The organism is Microbacterium sp. MMO-10, from assembly GCF_037148715.1.
In the GTDB taxonomy this organism is placed as follows: Bacteria; Actinomycetota; Actinomycetes; order Actinomycetales; family Microbacteriaceae; genus Microbacterium.
In genome coordinates this window covers 792,063-807,408 of sequence record NZ_JBBCSV010000002.1, presented here as the reverse complement: position 1 = coordinate 807,408, position 15,346 = coordinate 792,063, and the positions used below count along the sequence as shown (strand labels likewise).

General features: G+C 71.1%; 14 protein-coding genes. All 14 read right to left on the bottom strand.

Features of this window, described 5'->3' with window-relative positions:
- Window positions 1-57: 57 nt before the first annotated feature.
- The 14 genes from WFJ17_RS08190 to WFJ17_RS08125 all read right to left on the bottom strand — a co-directional run bounded on the left by WFJ17_RS08190 (window position 58) and on the right by WFJ17_RS08125 (window position 15,342).
- Entirely contained in the window at window positions 58-1,521 is a 1,464-nt protein-coding gene (locus WFJ17_RS08190; protein WP_251439765.1) for a glutamate synthase subunit beta, read from the bottom strand.
- Window positions 1,514-6,031, bottom strand: a complete 4,518-nt coding sequence (gene gltB, locus WFJ17_RS08185) for a glutamate synthase large subunit (RefSeq protein ID WP_251439761.1) — start codon at window positions 6,029-6,031, stop codon at window positions 1,514-1,516. The genes WFJ17_RS08190 and gltB overlap by 8 nt, the downstream gene beginning before the upstream one ends.
- A 169-nt stretch (window positions 6,032-6,200) precedes the next feature.
- The gene (lgt, locus tag WFJ17_RS08180; protein ID WP_336648128.1) at window positions 6,201-7,214 is read right to left on the bottom strand and encodes a prolipoprotein diacylglyceryl transferase; all 1,014 of its coding nucleotides are present in this window, start codon (window positions 7,212-7,214) and stop codon (window positions 6,201-6,203) included.
- A 29-nt stretch (window positions 7,215-7,243) separates the two neighbouring features.
- On the bottom strand, window positions 7,244-8,032 hold the full coding sequence (gene trpA / locus WFJ17_RS08175; RefSeq protein WP_251439755.1) for a tryptophan synthase subunit alpha: 789 nt from the start codon (window positions 8,030-8,032) through the stop codon (window positions 7,244-7,246).
- Window positions 8,029-9,279 carry a tryptophan synthase subunit beta gene (gene trpB / locus WFJ17_RS08170; protein ID WP_336648127.1) on the bottom strand — a complete coding sequence of 417 codons (1,251 nt, stop codon included), beginning with the start codon at window positions 9,277-9,279 and terminating at the stop codon, window positions 8,029-8,031. The genes trpA and trpB overlap by 4 nt, the downstream gene beginning before the upstream one ends.
- Window positions 9,276-10,052, bottom strand: coding sequence for an indole-3-glycerol phosphate synthase TrpC (gene trpC / locus WFJ17_RS08165; protein WP_251442338.1), 777 nt, complete (start codon window positions 10,050-10,052; stop codon window positions 9,276-9,278). Before trpC ends, trpB begins: the two co-directional genes overlap by 4 nt.
- A gap of 2 nt (window positions 10,053-10,054) precedes the next feature.
- Window positions 10,055-10,285, bottom strand: a complete 231-nt coding sequence (locus WFJ17_RS08160; protein WP_251439750.1) for a DUF6704 family protein — start codon at window positions 10,283-10,285, stop codon at window positions 10,055-10,057.
- Between the two features lie 91 nt (window positions 10,286-10,376).
- Window positions 10,377-10,955: a Trp biosynthesis-associated membrane protein gene (locus WFJ17_RS08155; RefSeq protein WP_251439747.1), complete on the bottom strand. Its 579-nt coding sequence runs from the start codon at window positions 10,953-10,955 to the stop codon at window positions 10,377-10,379.
- Window positions 10,955-11,329, bottom strand: a complete 375-nt coding sequence (gene hisI / locus WFJ17_RS08150) for a phosphoribosyl-AMP cyclohydrolase (protein ID WP_251439746.1) — start codon at window positions 11,327-11,329, stop codon at window positions 10,955-10,957. Before hisI ends, WFJ17_RS08155 begins: the two co-directional genes overlap by 1 nt.
- Window positions 11,326-12,087 carry an imidazole glycerol phosphate synthase subunit HisF gene (gene hisF, locus WFJ17_RS08145; protein WP_251439745.1) on the bottom strand — a complete coding sequence of 254 codons (762 nt, stop codon included), beginning with the start codon at window positions 12,085-12,087 and terminating at the stop codon, window positions 11,326-11,328. Before hisF ends, hisI begins: the two co-directional genes overlap by 4 nt.
- Complete coding sequence (gene hisG / locus WFJ17_RS08140; protein WP_251439744.1) at window positions 12,087-12,929, bottom strand: ATP phosphoribosyltransferase; 843 nt, start codon at window positions 12,927-12,929, stop codon at window positions 12,087-12,089. The genes hisF and hisG overlap by 1 nt, the downstream gene beginning before the upstream one ends.
- 40 nt (window positions 12,930-12,969) lie before the next feature.
- A complete protein-coding gene (locus WFJ17_RS08135) occupies window positions 12,970-13,233 on the bottom strand; it encodes a phosphoribosyl-ATP diphosphatase (RefSeq protein WP_045252002.1) in 264 nt (87 codons plus the stop codon).
- Window positions 13,230-13,925: a ribulose-phosphate 3-epimerase gene (gene rpe, locus WFJ17_RS08130; RefSeq protein WP_251439743.1), complete on the bottom strand. Its 696-nt coding sequence runs from the start codon at window positions 13,923-13,925 to the stop codon at window positions 13,230-13,232. Before rpe ends, WFJ17_RS08135 begins: the two co-directional genes overlap by 4 nt.
- 61 nt (window positions 13,926-13,986) lie before the next feature.
- The gene (locus WFJ17_RS08125) at window positions 13,987-15,342 is read right to left on the bottom strand and encodes an RsmB/NOP family class I SAM-dependent RNA methyltransferase (RefSeq protein WP_336648192.1); all 1,356 of its coding nucleotides are present in this window, start codon (window positions 15,340-15,342) and stop codon (window positions 13,987-13,989) included.
- Between the last annotated feature and the right edge of the window lie 4 nt (window positions 15,343-15,346).

Below are 15,346 nucleotides of genomic sequence, written 5' to 3'. Positions count from 1 at the left end.
GCGTTCTCCGATAAGTGTCAGGGGGATGGAATAAAGGGCCACGCTGCCGGGGCCAGCCTACGCGGGCTGGACCCCGATCGCGACATCCGACGGACGGACCGGCGCGGGCAGCACCGTCTCCCCCATGAGATGACGGTCGACGGCGGCGGCCGCGGCGCGACCCTCGGCGATGGCCCACACGATGAGCGACTGACCGCGCCCCGCGTCTCCCGCGACGAACACGCCGGGGAGCGTCGAGGCGTAGTCCTCGTCGCGGCGGAAGGCGCCGCGGTCGGTGCGCTGCGGCGCCTCTTCGCCGAACGTGTCGTGCTCGGGACCGGTGAAGCCCATCGCGATGAGGACGAGATCGGCCGGGATCTCGCGCTCGGTGCCGCTGCGGGGCACACGACGGCCGTCCACGAACTCGGTCTCGGCCACGCGCAGGGCGCGCACCTCGCCGGCCTCGTTGCCGAGGAACTCGACGGTCGACGCGAGGTACTCGCGCGCGCCGCCCTCCTCGTGGGCGGAGGAGACCTCGAACACGGTCGGCATCATCGGCCACGGCTGGTGGTCCGGCCGATGCGCGGACGGCTGGCGCCCGATCGCGAGGTTGGTGACGCTCAGCGCGCCCTGGCGGTGCGCCGTGCCGATGCAGTCCGCTCCGGTGTCGCCGCCGCCGATCACGATGACGTGCTTGCCCTCGGCCGAGATCTGGTTCGAGACCGGGTCGCCGGCGACGGCCTTGTTCGACTCGACCAGGTACTCCATGGCGAAGTGCACCCCGTCGAGGTCCCGCCCGGGGATCGCGAGCTCTCGGGGCAGCGTGGCCCCCGTCGCGATGACCACGGCGTCGTAGCGGGTGCGCAGGTCGTCCCACGTGATGTCGACGCCGATGTTCACGCCGGCACGGAACCGGGTGCCTTCCTCCGACATCTGCCGCAGGCGCGCGTCCAGGTGCGACTTCTCCATCTTGAAGTCCGGGATCCCGTAGCGCAGCAGTCCGCCGATGCGATCGTCGCGCTCGAAGACGGCCACCGTGTGGCCCGCCCGGGTGAGCTGCTGCGCCGCGGCGAGCCCCGCGGGACCGGATCCGACGACCGCGACGGTCTTGCCCGTCAGGCGCTCCGGGGGCTGGGCCTCGACCCAGCCCGAGGCGAACGCCTGGTCGATGATCGACACCTCGATCTGCTTGATCGTGACGGCGGGCTGGTTGATCCCCAGCACGCAGGCGCTCTCGCAGGGCGCCGGGCACAGCCGCCCGGTGAACTCCGGGAAGTTGTTCGTCGCGTGCAGACGCTCGATCGCGGCCCGGCCCTCGCCGCGCCAGGTGAGGTCGTTCCACTCCGGGATGAGGTTGCCGAGCGGGCACCCCTGATGGCAGAACGGCACACCGCAGTCCATGCATCGGCTGGCCTGGCGGCGGAGCACGGCCGAATCGCCCGGCTCGTACACCTCCTTCCAGTCCATGATGCGGACCGGAACGGGCCGGCGGGCGGGGAGCTCGCGCTCCGTGACGTTCAGGAAGCCCTTGGGATCAGCCACCGGTCACCTCCAGGATGCGGGTCCAGACAATGGAGCCGTCGGGGTCGATCCCCTCGGCCTCTGCCTCTGCCCTGGTCCGCAGCACGGCCGCGTAGTCCCGGGGCAGGATCTTCGTGAAGGAGGCGGCGAAGTCGTCGTCCCCCAGGATCTCCGCGGCGAGCGGGGATCCGGTGCGCTCCACGTGCTGGGCGAGCAGCTCGCGGAGCTCCTGCGCATCCACCTCGTCGAGCGGGAGCAGCTCCAGCTCCCCCGCGTCCAGCGACAGCGGGTTCACGCGCTCGGTGTGCAGGTCGCGCACGTAGGCGATGCCGCCGGACATGCCGGCTCCGAGGTTACGACCGGTGCTGCCGAGGATCACGGCGACGCCGCCGGTCATGTACTCCAGCGCGTGGTCGCCCACGCCCTCGGCGACCGCGGTCGCGCCCGAGTTGCGGACCAGGAACCGCTCGCCGACGACGCCGGAGATGTGGATGGTCCCGCTCGTCGCGCCGTAGCCGATCACGTTGCCCGCGATGACGTTGCGGTGCGGCTCGAAGTCCGCGCCGCGGTGCGGACGGATCGCGATCTCGCCGCCGGAGAGGCCCTTGCCGACGTAGTCGTTGGCATCTCCCTCGAGGGAGATCGAGATGCCCCGTGGCAGGAACGCTCCGAGCGACTGGCCGGCGGTTCCGCGCAGCGAGATCCCGATCGTCCCCGACGGCAGGCCCTCTCCCCCGTGGCGCACGGTCACGGCATGGCCGAGCATCGTCCCGACGGCGCGCTCCGTGTTGCGGATCGGCAGATCGAAAGAGACCGGCGTGCCGTTCTCGATCGCCTCGCGCGCCGCTTCGAGCAGCGGAGTGTCGAAGTGCTTCTCGAGCTCGTGGTCCTGCGTGCGCGCGCTGCGGCGCGGTTCGTGCGCAGGGAACGCCGGGCCCTCGAGCATCGGGGCGAGGTCGAGGCCGTCCGCCTTCCAGTGCCGGATGGCGGCATCGGTGCGGAGCAGATCGGCGCGGCCGATGATCTCGTCGAGACTGCGGAAGCCGAGGGCGGCCAGGAGCTCCCGCACCTCCTCCGCGATGAACTCCATGAAGTTCACGACGAACTCCGGCTTGCCGGTGAACCGCTCGCGGAGCACCGGGTTCTGCGTGGCGACGCCGACCGGGCAGGTGTCCAGGTGACACACGCGCATCATGATGCAGCCCGAGACGACGAGCGGAGCGGTGGCGAAACCGAACTCCTCGGCGCCCAGGAGCGCCCCGATGATAACGTCGCGGCCGGTCTTCAGCTGGCCGTCGACCTGCACGACCACGCGGTCGCGCATGCCGTTGAGCATCAGCGTCTGCTGGGTCTCGGCCAGACCGAGCTCCCAGGGGGTGCCGGCGTGCTTGAGGGAGTTCAGCGGGCTCGCGCCCGTGCCTCCGTCATGGCCGGAGACGAGCACGACGTCGCTGAGCGCCTTCGCGACGCCCGCCGCGACCGCGCCGATGCCGGACTGACTCACCAGCTTGGTGTGGATCCGCGCGTTCGGGTTGGCCCGCTTCAGATCGAAGATGAGCTGCTTGAGGTCCTCGATCGAGTAGATGTCGTGGTGCGGCGGCGGGGAGATGAGCCCGACGCCCGGCGTCGCGTGGCGGGTGCGCGCGATCCACGGGTAGACCTTCTGCGGAGGCAACTGACCGCCTTCACCGGGCTTCGCGCCCTGGGCGAGCTTGATCTGGATGTCGTCGGCCGCGGTGAGGTACTGGCTCGTGACGCCGAACCGGCCGGAGGCGACCTGCTTGATCGCGCTGCGGCGCTCCGGGTCGACCAGGCGCTCCGGATCCTCGCCGCCCTCGCCCGTGTTCGACTTCGCGCCGAGGCGGTTCATCGCGATCGCGAGAGTCTCGTGCGCCTCCTGGGAGATCGAGCCGTAGCTCATCGCCCCGGTGGAGAAGCGCTTGACGATGGCGGAGACGGGCTCGACCTCGTCGATCGGCACTGCCGGACGCTCCCCGGTGCGCAGCTCGAACAGCCCGCGCAGGGTCTTCAGCTCCCTGGCCTGGTCGTCCACGAGCTTGGTGTACTCGCGGAAGATGTCGTACCGCCGGGTGCGCGTCGAGTGCTGCAGGCGGAACACGGTGTCCGGGTTGAACAGGTGCGGCGAGCCGTCGCGGCGCCACTGGTACTCGCCGCCGGTCCAGAGACGCTCGTGCGCACGCGCCGCCGCGTCCTCCGGGTAGGCGAAGTCGTGCCGCGCCTGGTTCTCTGCGAAGAGGTCCTCGATGCCGATGCCGCCGAGCTTGGTCTCGGTGCCGGTGAAGTAGGCGTCGATGAGCTCCTGGCTGAGGCCCACGGCTTCGAAGACCTGCGCCCCGGCGTAGGAGCCGACGGTGGAGATGCCCATCTTGGACATGATCTTCAGCACGCCCTTGCCGAGCGCGTAGATGAGGTTGCGGACCGCCTTCTCCGGCGTGATGCCGGTGATGTAGCCGGTGCGCACGAGGTGCTCGACCGTCTCCATCGCGAGGTACGGGTTCACCGCGGACGCGCCGTAGCCGATGAGCGTGGCCACGTGGTGCACCTCGCGCACATCACCGGCCTCCACCACGAGACCGACCTTCATCCGGTCCTCGCGGCGGATGAGGTGGTGATGCACGGCCGACAGCATCAGCAGCGACGGGATCGGCGCGAGGTCCTTATTGGAGTCGCGGTCGCTGAGGATGATGAGCTCCGCGCCGCGCTCGATGGCCTCGTCGACCTCTGCGCACATCTCCTCGAGGCGGCGAGCCAGCGAGTCGGGCCCGGCGTCGAAGTGGTACAGGCCCTTGATCGTCGCGCTGGAGCGCTCCGGCCGGGACTTGTCGATGTGGCGGATCTTGGCGAGCTCGTCGTTGTCGATGACCGGGAAGTCCAGCACGATCGTGCGGGCGTGGTCCGGGCCCCAGTCGAGCAGGTTGCGCTCCGGGCCGAGGCCCAGGGACAGGTTGGTGACGACCTCCTCGCGGATGGCGTCCAGCGGCGGGTTGGTCACCTGGGCGAACTGCTGCACGAAGTAGTCGAAGAGCAGGCGGGGACGCTCGGAGAGCACCGCGATCGGCGTGTCGCTGCCCATGGCGCCGAGCGGCTCGGCGCCGGTCTGCCCCATCGGCGTGAGCAGGATCCGCACCTCCTCCTCGGTGTAGCCGAAGGTGCGCTGGCGCCGGGTGATGGAGGCGACCGGGTGCACGATGTGCTCGCGCTCCGGGAGGTCGGCGAGGCGCACGCGCCCCTCCTCCAGCCATTCCTGCCACGGGTGCAGGTTCGCGAGGTCGCGCTTGACCTCGTCGTCCTCGACGATGCGGCGCTGCGCCGTGTCGACGACGAACATCGTGCCGGGCTGCAGGCGCCCGCGGCGCTTGATGCGCTCGGGCTCGAACTCGAGCACTCCGGTCTCGCTGCCGATGACGACGAGACCGTCGGTCGTCTCGGTCCACCGGCCCGGGCGCAGCCCGTTGCGGTCGAGGGTGGCGCCGACGAGCGTGCCGTCGGTGAAGATGAGGGCGGCCGGACCGTCCCACGGCTCCATCTGGTTCGCGTGGTACTCGTAGAACGCACGCAGATCCGGATCCAGATCCGTCTGGCGCTCCCAGGCTGCGGGCACCATCATCATGATCGCGTGCGGGAGGCTGCGTCCCGTGAGGGTGAGCAGCTCGAGCACCTCGTCGAACGATGCCGAGTCGCTGGCGCCGTCGGTGCAGATCGGCAGGAGCGGGCGGATGTCGCCGAGCAGTTCGGACTCGAGCTGCGACTGCCGGGCGCGCATCCAGTTGCGGTTGCCGCCGACGGTGTTGATCTCGCCGTTGTGGGCGAGCATGCGCAGCGGCTGCGCGAGCGGCCACGACGGGAACGTGTTGGTCGAGTAGCGCGAGTGCACGACCGCGAGCTCCGAGGCGAAGCGCTCGTCCTGCAGGTCGGGGTAGAACGGCTCCAGCTGGAGGGTCGTGACCATGCCCTTGTAGCCGAGGGTGCGCGCCGACAGCGAGACGAAGTAGGCGTCGAGCTCGTGACCCGCGCGCTTGCGCAGCCGGTAGGCGACGCGATCGAGCGCGATGCCGGAGAGCGCCTCGGCGGAAGCCGACGCGGGACGCGAGACGAAGAGCTGCTCGAACGCGGGACGCGCCTCGTCGGCGAGCTTGCCGAGATGCTGGTTGGCCGTGGGCACCTCGCGCCAGCCGAGGACGGTGAGGCCCTCCTCCGCGGCGATCTTCTCGATGCCGGCCTTCTGCGTGCGGCGGGTGCGGGAGTCGAGCGGCAGGAAGGCGAGTCCGGCGGCGTACTCGCCGACCGGGGGAAGCTCGAAGGAGACGACCTCCCGCAGGAACGCATCCGGCATCTGCGTCAGGATCCCGGCGCCGTCGCCGGTGCCCGCATCGGAGCCGATGGCGCCGCGGTGCTCCAGGTTGCGCAGCGCCTCGAGCGCGAGCGCGATGATGTCGTGGCCCGGCTCCCCGCGCAACGTCGCGACCATGGCCAGGCCGCAGGCGTCCTTCTCGAACGCAGGGTTGTACATCCCCTGCTTCGGGGGGTAAGCGCCGGAAGCGCCGTAGGGAGGCTGGAAGTACACCAGTCACCGTCCTCAGATTTCAGATGAACCCGGGGACATCATCGGCCCGCTCGTTCAGTGCGTGGTTCGCGGTGGACGTGCGTCCACCGCAGCGAGGCTCCTGTCGGCGCCGTTCTCAGGGGCGGGAAGCGGCGCTCGTGGCGTCCGCCTCCACGCGATCGTCGTCGGACTGAGGCTCACTCAGGTCGACGAAATCATCGGGGTTGTGCGATTCTACAGCAGCGTCGCTCGGCTCCCGACCGGGCTGGTAGGCGGAGGGCTCGAAGCCCGGGTGACGACGCGTCTGGACGAAGAGGATCACGATGCCCAGCACCACGCCGAACAGCGCGGCCCAGACGTTCGTGCGGAGGCCGAAGTAGATCTCGCTCGGGTCGATGCGGATCGACTCCCAGACCATGCGTCCGGCGCCGTACCAGATGAGGTAGACGGCGAACAGCTTGCCCCACTGCAGACGCAGCCTGCGGCCCAGCCACAGCAGGAACAGGCAGCCGAGCGTGTTCCAGATGACCTCGTACAGGAACGTGGGGTGGAACAGGGTTCCCGGGGCGAGTCCCGCCGGGAAGGCCGAGTTCGTGGACTCGATCTCCAGGCCCCACGGAAGGTCGGTGGGCAGACCGAAGAGCTCGTGGTTGAAGTAGTTGCCGAACCGGCCGAACGCCTGCGCGAGGATGAGACCCGGGGCCAGCGCGTCGGCGAAGGCCGAGAAGCGCACCCCGGTCCACTTGCAGCCGAGCCAGGCGCCGATCGCACCGCCGATGAGCGCGCCGAAGATGGCGATGCCGCCCTCCCAGATGGCCCAGACCGAGCCGGGCTCGAACGGGTTCCAGGTGTTCTTGCCCGGGCCGAAGTAGAAGCCGGGGTGGGTCAGCACGTGGAAGATGCGCGCGCCGATGATCGCCAGCGGCACCGCGATGATGCAGATGTCGACGACGACCCAGCGCTCCGCCCCGCGCTTCGTGAGGCGGTGGTTCGTCATCAGCGTGGCCACGATGATGCCGGCGATGATGCACAGCGCGTAGAAGTGGATCTGCAGCGTCCACCCGAAGATGTTCAGCGTGAAGTAGCTGACCGGCGGGCTCGGGATGCTGGCGTGCACGCCGATGAGGGCGTTCTGGAGCGCGAAGGGCATGATCACGAGTCTACGACGTCAGGGCGCCGTCACCGTGCGCGCGGCGTGCCGGTGGCGAGCTCGCGGGTCACCTCGGCGAGGCGTTCCACTCCCCCGTCCCGGAGGGCGCGCACGAGGGCGGTGCCGACGATCGCGCCGTCGGCGTACTCCAGCACCCCGGCGATCTGGTCGGCCGTGGAGATGCCGATGCCGACGCAGGCGCGTCCTGCCCCGTGCGCGCGGAGCCGTCCGACGAGGGTGCGGGCCGCCTTGTCCAGTTCGGCGCGCTCACCGGTGATCCCCATGGTCGAGACCGTGTACACGAAGCCGGTCGAGCTCGACGCGACCAGGTCGAGCCGCTCGTCGGTCGAGGTCGGCGCGGCCAGGAAGACGCGGTCCAGCCCGGTGCGCTCGCTCGCGGCGATCCACTCGGGTGCGGCCTCGGGCGTGATGTCCGGCGTGATGAGCCCCGCACCGCCCGCGGCGAGGAGATCGTCGGCGTAGCGGTCTACGCCGTACTGCAGCACCGGGTTCCAGTACGTCATGACGACGACGGGCGCCTCGACGGCGTCCGTGATCGCCTTGACCGCGGTGAACAGGTCGCGCATCCGGAAGCCGTTCGCGAGCGCCGCCTGCGTGGCCTCCTGGATGATCGCGCCGTCCATGACGGGGTCGCTGTAGGGCGGGCCCAGCTCGATGATGTCGACGCCGTTGCGCGCGAGCGCGATCGCGGCGTCGATGCTGGTCTGCAGGTCCGGGTAGCCGACCGGGAGGTAGCCGATGAAGGCGCCCCGCCCGGCGTCGTGCGCGCGACGGATGGCCTCTTCGACGCGGCTCATGCGCCGGCTCCGTTCTCTGCGGCGCCCTCGTCGTACAGTCCGAAGTACCGCGCCGCGGTGTCCATGTCCTTGTCGCCCCGTCCGGAGAGGCACACCGCGAGGATCGCATCGGGTCCGAGGTCTTTGCCGATCCGGATCGCGCCCGCGAGGGCGTGCGCCGACTCGATCGCCGGGATGATGCCCTCGGTGCGGCTGAGCAGGCGCAGCGCCTGCATCGCCTCGTCGTCGGTCGCCGGGATGTACTCGGCGCGCCCGATCGCACTGAGCCAGGAGTGCTCGGGACCGACGCCCGGGTAGTCCAGGCCGGCCGAGATCGAGTGCGACTCGATCGTCTGCCCGTCCTCGTCCTGCAGGACGTAGGTGCGGGCGCCGTGCAGCACGCCCGGTCGGCCGCGCTCGATCGAAGCGGCGTGCTTCGGGGTGTCGACGCCGTCTCCGGCCGCCTCCACGCCGTAGAGGCGCACGGCCGCGTCGTCCAGGAACGCGTCGAACATGCCGATCGCGTTGGATCCGCCTCCGACGCAGGCCAGCACCGCGTCGGGCAGCCGCCCCGCCTCGTCGAGCAGCTGCTGACGCGCCTCTTCGCCGATGATCTTCTGGAAGTCGCGCACCATCGCCGGGAACGGGTGCGGGCCCGCCGCCGTGCCGAAGATGTAGTTGGTGGTCTCGACGGTGGCGACCCAGTCGCGATACGCGTCGTTGATCGCGTCCTTGAGCGTGCGCGAGCCGGTGGTGACGGGCACCACCTCTGCGCCGAGGAGGCGCATGCGGGCGACGTTGAGCGCCTGGCGCTCGGTGTCGACCTCGCCCATGTAGATCGTGCACTCCAGGCCGAACAGCGCGGCAGCGGTCGCCGTGGCGACGCCGTGCTGGCCCGCCCCGGTCTCCGCGATGACGCGCGTCTTGCCCAGACGCTTGGTCAGCAGCGCCTGGCCGAGCACGTTGTTGATCTTGTGCGAGCCGGTGTGGTTGAGATCCTCGCGCTTGAGGAAGATCCGCGCCCCGCCGGCGTGCTCGGCGAACCGGGGCACCTCGGTGATCGGCGACGGACGGCCGGCATAGGAGTGCAGGAGGGTCGCGAGCTCGGATCGGAACTCCGGATCCTCGATCGCCTCGTGGTACGCGACGGTGAGCTCATCGATCGCCGCGATGAGCGATTCGGGCATGAACCGTCCGCCGAAGTCGCCGAAGAACGGCCCCGGCTGATCGCGCAGGCTCTGGGTCGCTGCCCGCTCCGTGCTTGTCATGATCCGGCCTCCAGGAAGGAATGCAGGGTGGCGACGGGGTCGCCGGTGACGAGGGCCTCGCCGATCAGCACCGCATCGGCGCCGGCGGCGCGGTAGTGCGCGACGTCGGCGGGGGTCAGCACCGCGGACTCCGCGATCTTCACGGACGTCGAGGGGATCCGGTCCACGAGACGTCCGAACAGGTCGCGGTCGAGCTCCAGCGTGGTGAGGTCACGGGCGTTGACGCCGATGAGGTGGGCCCCCAGGTCGATCGCGACCTCGAGCTCCTCGGCCGAGTGCGTCTCGACCAGCGGCGTCATCCCCAGCTCGAGGATGAGGGCGTACAGGCGCTCCAGGTTCGCGCGCTCCAGGCCCGCGACGATCAGCAGCGCAAGGGAAGCCCCGGCGGCGCGGGCCTCGAACACCTGATACGGCGTGGCGATGAAGTCTTTGCGGAGCACGGGGATCTGCACGGCGGCGGTCACGGCCTCGAGATCGCCGAGGCTTCCGCCGAAGCGGCGCTCCTCGGTGAGGACGCTGATCGCGGAGGCCCCGCCCTGCTGGTACAGGGACGCCTGCAGCGCCGGATCCGGGATCTCGGCCAGGGCCCCGCGGGACGGGCTCGCCCGCTTCACCTCGGCGATGATCTTCACCCGGTCGGCGGGGGCCAGCGCGGCGCGCACGTCCAGCGCGGGGGCGCGATCGAGGGCGGCACGCTCCACGATCGCGAAGGGGCGCTCCCGCTCGCGACGGGCGGCGTCCTCGACTGCGCCGGCCGTGAGGTCGGCGAGCACCATTAGTGCGCCTTCGGCTGGTACTTCGGGCCCTTCGCGCCGTAGCCGGCCTTGGAGAGCACCCAGCCGGAGATCGCTCCGATCACGATCAGCGCGACGCCCACCCAGACCACGACCGGGATGTCGAGGAAGAAGGCGGTGGTGCCCACGGTGAAACCGAGCAGCATGATCACCACGGCGGTCCAAGCCGCAGGCGAGTGTCCGTGGCCGGGATCTGCGATGGGGTTGCTCATGTTCTCCTCCGAGCGTCGGGTGGTGTGGTTGAAGTCTATCGGGATCGGGCTTCTCGCCGCGGACGGCGCCCGGAGCCGAGGGAGGTCCGCGTCAGCGGGTGGGGTCGGTGCCCCGGCTGAGCTCGTCCCAGCTCTCCACCGCATCCACCGGCCCCTCGTGCGGCACCGGCGTCGTGCGGTAGCGGCGTCCGCCGCTGCGCCACCGTCCGGCGGTGAACAGGGCGAGCGCCCCTCCGGCCAGCAGCAGGAGCCAGCTCGCGAGCGCGACCCAGGGCCAGGCCGTCACCGTGATGCCGTCGACGAGGCCCTTCAGTGCAGCGTCGCCCGCCAGCCCCGTGACCTTGGTGAGCGCGGGGCCGACCGCATCGAGCGGCTGCAGCAGGAGCACCCGTGCGGTGAGCACCAGCAGCAGGCCTCCGACCATCACGGCGATCCCCGCGAAGATCCGGCGCATCACCGGGCCGACGAGGGCGAGGGCCGCTCCGAGTGCGAGAGCGGTGAGGCTGAGCGGCGCGAGCACCGGGAGCGCGGCGTTTCCGGCGACGTCGAGCGCCTCCCCGCCGTCGGCGCGCGCGACGATCAGCCAGGTCTGGGTCGACGACAGCACGCCGAGCGCGCCTGCGACCAGGATCAGCAGCAGGCTCGTGGACTTCGCGCGCCGGGTGAGCATCAGCGGCTCGCCTCGCCGTCCTCGGAGACGACGGCGCTCAGGTCCCGCCCGTCGAAGCAGGTGCGGGTGCCGGTGTGGCAGGCGACGCCGATCTGGTCCACGAACAGCAGCACGGTGTCGCCGTCGCAGTCCAGTCGAGCGCCGTGCACGTGCTGCACGTGACCCGAGGTGTCTCCCTTGCGCCAGTACTCCTGACGGGAGCGCGACCAGTAGGTGGCCCGTCCCGTGGTGAGGGTGCGCCGGAGCGCCTCCTCGTCGGCCCAGGCCATCATGAGCACCTCGAGCGTGTCCCACTGCTGGACGATCACCGGGACGAGTCCCTGATCGTTCCAGCTGACCCGGGCCAGCTCGACCTCGATGGTGTCCTCGCTCATCGCACCAGCACCCCCGCCGCGCTCAGGGCGGCCTTGACGTCCCCCACGGTCAGCTGACCGGAGTGGAACACGCTCGCGGCGAGCACGGCGTCGGCACCGGCCGCGATCGCCGGGGCGAAGTCCTCCGCCGTGCCGGCGCCGCCCGACGCGATCACCGGCACGCTGGAGATCTCCCTCATGAGGGCGACCAGCTCCAGGTCGAAACCGTCCTTGGTGCCGTCGGCGTCGATGGAGTTGACCAGCAGCTCCCCCGCGCCGCGCTCGATGGCCTCGCGGGCCCAGTCCAGGGCGTCCAGCGACGTCTCCGTGCGTCCGCCGTGCGTCGTCACGGCGAAGCCGGACGCCGTGCGCGGGCTGCGCTTGATGTCGAGCGAGAGCACGAGCACCTGGGCGCCGAAGCGGTCGGCGATCTCGCCGATGAGGTCGGGCCGCGCGATCGCTGCGGAGTTCACCCCGACCTTGTCGGCGCCCACCCCCTGCAGTCGTGCGACGTCGTCGACCGAGCGCACGCCGCCGCCGACGGTGAGCGGCACGAACACCTCCTCGGCGGTGCGGCGCACCACGTCGTAGGTCGTGGCGCGCTCGTCGACGGTGGCGGTCACATCGAGGAAGGTGATCTCATCGGCGCCCTGCGCGGCGTAGTGCCGTGCGAGCTCGACCGGATCCCCCATGTCCCGCAGGTTCTCGAAGTTCACGCCCTTGACGACGCGGCCCGCGGCCACGTCGAGACACGGGATGACGCGCGCAGTGAGCGACATCAGAGCCTCGCGGCGTGGATCGCGGTGACCAGGATCGCCCGTGCGCCGAGGGCGTAGAGCTGATCCATCACCTGGTTCATGCCCCGACGCGGGATCATGACGCGCACCGCGACCCAGGCGGGATCGCGCAGCGGCGACACGGTCGGCGATTCGCGGCCGGGGGCGATCGCCGCAGCCTCTTCGACGAGATCGGCGGGCAGGTCGTAGTCGAGCAGGACGAAGCGGTGCGCGACCATGACGCCCCGCAGGCGCCGCAGCAGCTTCTCGGTGCCCTCGGCATCGCCGGGACGACTGATGAGCACCGCCTCGGACTCGATGATCACCGGACCGAAGATCTCCAGCCCGGCCTGGCGCAGCGTGGTGCCGGTCTCCACGACGTCGGCGATCGCGTCGGCGACCCCCAGGCGCACCGCGGACTCCACCGCGCCGTCGAGCGGGACGAGTTCCGCGGTGACGCCGTGCTCGCGCAGGTAGTCGTCGACGAGGCCGGGATAGGCCGATGCGACGCGCACCCCGTTCAGGTCCTCGAGGGTCGAGAACCGGCCGGGAGGCGCGGCGAAGCGGAAGGTCGACCGCGCGAAGCCGAGCTGCTCGATCTCCCGGGCGTCCGGGCGGCGCACGTCGCGCAGCAGGTCGCGGCCGGTGATGCCGACGTCCAGCGCGCCGGAGGCGACGTAGGTGGCGATGTCACGGGGACGGAGGAAGAAGAACTCGACGTCGTTGTCGGCGTCGATCACGTGCAGGGTCTTGGTGTCGCGGCGGCCGGCGTATCCGGCTTCGGCGAGCATCTCGGCGGCGGTCTCGGACAGCGATCCCTTGTTCGGGACGGCAATGCGCAGCATGGAAGGGTCTTTCGTTCGAAGCGATCCTGGTCGGGGCGCTTCACAGATGTCGGTAGACGTTCTCCAGGGTCAGTCCCTTGGCCAGCATGAGCACCTGCAGGTGGTACAGCAGCTGGGAGATCTCCTCGGCCGCGGCCTCGTCGCTCTCGTACTCGGCGGCCATCCAGACCTCGGCCGCCTCCTCCACGATCTTCTTGCCGATCGTGTGCACTCCGGCGTCGAGCTCGCGCACCGTCCCGGATCCCTCCGGGCGCTCGGCCGCCTTGCGGCTCAGCTCGGCGAACAGTTCGTCGAAGGTCTTCACCCTCCCAGGCTACCGGCTCGCGCGAGGCCCCGGAGCCGCGTGACGGCGGCCTCGACGTCGTGGGCGCCGTAGACGGCGGATCCGGCCACGAAGGTGTCGGCACCGGCGGATGCGGCCTGGGCGATCGTCGCGTCCGAGATCCCCCCGTCCACCTGCAGCCATACGTCGGAACCCCGGCGCTTCGCCTCGTCCGCGAGGGCGCGCAGCTTGGGCATCGTCTCCGGCATGAACCCCTGGCCGCCGAAGCCCGGCTCCACGGTCATCACCAGGATCTGATCGAACTCGTCGAGGATGTCGTAGAGCGGCTCCGCGGCCGTGCCCGGCTTGACCGCGACACCCGCCCTCGCCCCGATGTCGCGCAACCTGCGCGCCAGTCCGACGGGGTCGGTCGCGGCCTCCAGGTGGAAGGTGACGCTCGCGGCACCCAGCTCGGCATACCCCGGCGCCCATCGCTCCGGGTCCGTGATCATGAGGTGCACGTCGAGCGGGATCGGACTCGTCGCCTGGATGCGCTCCACCATCTGCGGGCCGAAAGTGAGGTTCGGCACGAAATGGTTGTCCATGACGTCGACATGTGCGAAGTCGGCCGTCGCGATGCGGGCGAGCTCGGCCTGCATGTTGACGAAGTCGGCGGCGAGGATCGACGGGTTGATCCGCGGAGCGGGGGGCAGGGCGGCGGAAGAGGCGGGCATGCGCCCATTATCCCGGTGCCGACCCGGCCCCGGGATGACGTATGGCGTTCGTGTCGGCCGGCTAGGCCCGCTTGCGCAGGAGCGAGAGGAACATCGCATCGGTCCCGTGCCGGTGCGGCCAGAGCTGCGCGTGCCCTGCCCCGCTCGCGGGGGCCGGCAGGTCGATCGGAGCCTCCGAGACCGACCGGACGACCTCGCGGGCGTCGAGCTCTTCGATGTCGTCGCGGTCGCGCAGCACGGTCCGCACGACCGCCGCGGTCTCGGCGAGATGCGGCGAGCAGGTCACGTAGGCGAGCACTCCCCCGGGCCTCAGGGCACCGAGAGCGCTGGCCAGCAGCTCCTCCTGCAGCGCCGCGAGCTCGGGGACGTCGGCGGCGGTCTTGCGCCAGCGCGCCTCCGGACGTCGGCGGAGCGCCCCGAGCCCCGTGCAGGGCGCATCGAGCAGGATGCGGTCATAGGCGCCGGGGCGCTCGGCGGCGAGGATCCTGCCGTCCTCCTCCGCGACGTCGACGTGCAGCGGCACCGGGGCGACCGCCTTGCGGACCAGGCCCGTCCGCGCCGGCACGACCTCGTTCGCATCCAGCGTCGCCCCCGTCCGCAGCGCCTCCGCGGCGAGCAGCGCGGTCTTGCCTCCGGGACCGGCGCAGAGGTCGAGCCAGCGCTCCCCCGGGGCGACGGGACGGGCGCCGACGAGCGCGAGCGCCACGAGCTGGGAGCCCTCGTCCTGGACGCGCACCCGGCCTTTGTTCGCGGACACGACGGCGCCGGGGTCTCCGCCCGCGGAGCCGAACGCGGTCGGCGCATAAGGCCGCCTCGGCTCCTGCGGCTCCGCCAGCCCGGGCAGGGCGACCAGGGTGACCTCGGGTGCGGCGTTGTCGGCCGCGAGGAGCGCCTCGAGCTCGTCCTCGCGTCCCTCGGCGGCGAGGGCTCGGCGCAGGGCGCGGATGATCCACACCGGGTGGGCGAAGCGCAGCCCCAGGCGCTCGTCGTCGGAGCGCGCGGCGGCCGTGACGACGTCGAGCCATTCGTCCTCCGTGCGTGCGGCGACGGCGCGGAGCACGGCGTTCGCGAAGCCCGACGCGCCGCGACCCGCCTCCCGCGCGACGAGATTGACCGACTCGTTGACGGCGGCGTGCGCCGCCACGCGCGTGGCCAGGATCTGATGCACGCCGAGCCGGAGCGCGTCGAGGACGGGCGGGTCGATGCTGGCGGTGGCCCGGCCCGCGGCCTGGGCGATGATCGCGTCATAGGTGCCGATCCGGCGCAGCGTCCCGTACGCGAGCTCGGTGGCGAGAGCCGCATCCGCACCGCTCAACCCGGCTTCCCGGATCGCCCCGGGCAAGAGCAGGTTGGCGTACGCGTCGGACGTGCTGACGGCGCGGATCACGTCGTAGGCGACGCGGCGCGCGGGCTGCACCTCT

Coding starts and splice junctions, on each gene's coding strand:
- hisG (WP_251439744.1), bottom strand. CDS start 12,929: ATGCTGCGCATTGCCGTCCCGAACAAGGGATCGCTGTCCGAGACCGCC.
- WFJ17_RS08155 (WP_251439747.1), bottom strand. CDS start 10,955: ATGCTCACCCGGCGCGCGAAGTCCACGAGCCTGCTGCTGATCCTGGTC.
- rpe (WP_251439743.1), bottom strand. CDS start 13,925: ATGCCCGCCTCTTCCGCCGCCCTGCCCCCCGCTCCGCGGATCAACCCG.
- hisF (WP_251439745.1), bottom strand. CDS start 12,087: ATGTCGCTCACTGCGCGCGTCATCCCGTGTCTCGACGTGGCCGCGGGC.
- WFJ17_RS08160 (WP_251439750.1), bottom strand. CDS start 10,285: ATGAGCAACCCCATCGCAGATCCCGGCCACGGACACTCGCCTGCGGCT.
- hisI (WP_251439746.1), bottom strand. CDS start 11,329: ATGAGCGAGGACACCATCGAGGTCGAGCTGGCCCGGGTCAGCTGGAAC.
- gltB (WP_251439761.1), bottom strand. CDS start 6,031: ATGTACAACCCTGCGTTCGAGAAGGACGCCTGCGGCCTGGCCATGGTC.
- lgt (WP_336648128.1), bottom strand. CDS start 7,214: ATGCCCTTCGCGCTCCAGAACGCCCTCATCGGCGTGCACGCCAGCATC.
- trpB (WP_336648127.1), bottom strand. CDS start 9,279: ATGACAAGCACGGAGCGGGCAGCGACCCAGAGCCTGCGCGATCAGCCG.
- trpA (WP_251439755.1), bottom strand. CDS start 8,032: ATGAGCCGCGTCGAAGAGGCCATCCGTCGCGCGCACGACGCCGGGCGG.